Raw genomic sequence first — 1,788 nt, forward strand, 5'->3', positions numbered from 1 at the left:
CCGGGCAGCCCGGGCAGACCCGTGTCCGCCGGCGGGGCAGGTACCGGCCCGGACATCGGCGACGTCCCCCCGTGGTTCAGCCAGGACAGGTCCGCACCCTGCTGCGGGCGGTCCGGTCCGGGGGCAGGGCCCGGCAACGATGCTTGCCGGGGCTGACCCGGAGCGGTCACCCTGTACTGCGCCGGCACGCCACCGTGTGCTTCCTGGACCAGCTGCAGCAGACCACGGCCGCGCAATGCCACGATCCGGCCATGCACCGTCGAATGCGATGTGGATGTCGCATCGGCGAGGGTTGGCTCGCTGGCGGTGATGAACCCGGCGCCGTCCATACGGTCGATCAGGGCGTTCCACAGCTGCCGCAGCTGATCCTGCTGCTTCCTTGTGGTGGCGATGTGGTCGGCGTGCTGGTCGAACAGCGTCCGGGCCTCATCCGGGTCGCTCACCCATCGGCTGCCCGCAGGAAGGGCCGGCAACGATGCTTGCCGGGGCTGACCCGGAGCGGTCACCCCGTACCGCGCCGGCACGCCACCGTGTGCTTCCTGGACCAGCTGCAGCAGACCACGGTCGCGCAATGCCACGATCCGGCCATGCACCGTCGAATACCATGTGGATGTCGCATCGGCGAGGGTTGACTCGCTGGCGGTGATGAGCCCGTCGCCGTCCATACGGTCGATCAGGGCGTTCCACAGCTGCCGCAGCTGATCCTGCTGCTGCGTTGTGGTGGCGATGTGGTCGGCGTGCTGGTCGAACAGCGTCCGGGCCTCATCCGGGTCGCTCACCCATCGGCTGCCCGCAGGAAGGGCCGGCAACGATGCTTGCCGGGGCTGACCCGGATCGGTCACCCTGTACCGCGCCGCCACGCCACCGTGTGCTTCCCGGACCAGCCGCAGCAGACCACGGCCGCGCAATGCCACGATCCGGCCATGCACCGTCTGCTGCGATGTGGATGTCGCATCGGCGAGGGTTGACTCGCTGGCGGGGATGAGCCCGTCGTCGTTTATATGGTCGATCAGGGCGTTCCACAGCTGCCGCAGCTGATCCTGCTGCTGCCTTGTGGTGGCGATGTGGTCGGCGTGCTGGTCGAACAGCGTCCGGGCCTCATCCGGGTCGCGCACCCATCGGCTGCCCGCAGGAAGGGCCGGCAACGGTGCTTGCCGGGGCTGACCCGGAGCGGTCACCCCGTACTGCGCCGGCACGCCACCGCGTCTTTCCCGGACCAGCCGCAGCAGACCACGGCCGCGCAATGCCACGATCCGGCCATGCACCGTCTGCTGCAATGTGGATGTCGCATCGGCGAGGGTTGACTCGCTGGCGGTGATGAGCCCGTCGCCGTCCATATGGTCGATCAGGGCGTTCCACAGCTGCCGCAGCTGATCCCGCTGCTTCCTTGTGGTGGCGATGTGGTCGGCGTGCTGGTCGAACAGCGTCCGGGCCCCATCCTTGTCGCTCACCCATCGGCTGCCCGCAGGAAGGGCCGGCAACGATGCTTGCCGGGGCTGACCCGGATCGGTCACCCTGTACCGCGCCGCCACGCCACCGTGTGCTTCCCGGACCAGCCGCAGCAGACCACGGCCGCGCAATGCCACGATCCGGCCATGCACCGTCTGCTGCGATGTGGATGTCGCATCGGCGAGGGTTGACTCGCTGGCGGTGATGAGCCCGTCGTCGTCCATATGGTCGATCAGGGCGTTCCACAGCTGCCGCAGCTGATCCTGCTGCTGCGTTGTGGTGGCGATGTGGTCGGCGTGCTGGTCGAACAGCGTCCGGGCCTCATCCGGGTCGCTCACC

At 68.8% G+C, this 1,788-nt stretch carries 1 protein-coding gene; it reads right to left on the reverse strand.

Annotated features, from left to right (window positions below):
- Positions 1–1,788: hypothetical protein (locus V6U90_RS33220; RefSeq protein WP_334445106.1), on the reverse strand; the 1,788-nt coding region annotated here is incomplete at both ends.

The organism is Micromonospora sp. CPCC 206060 (assembly GCF_036906895.1).
GTDB lineage: Bacteria > Actinomycetota > Actinomycetes > Mycobacteriales > Micromonosporaceae > Micromonospora.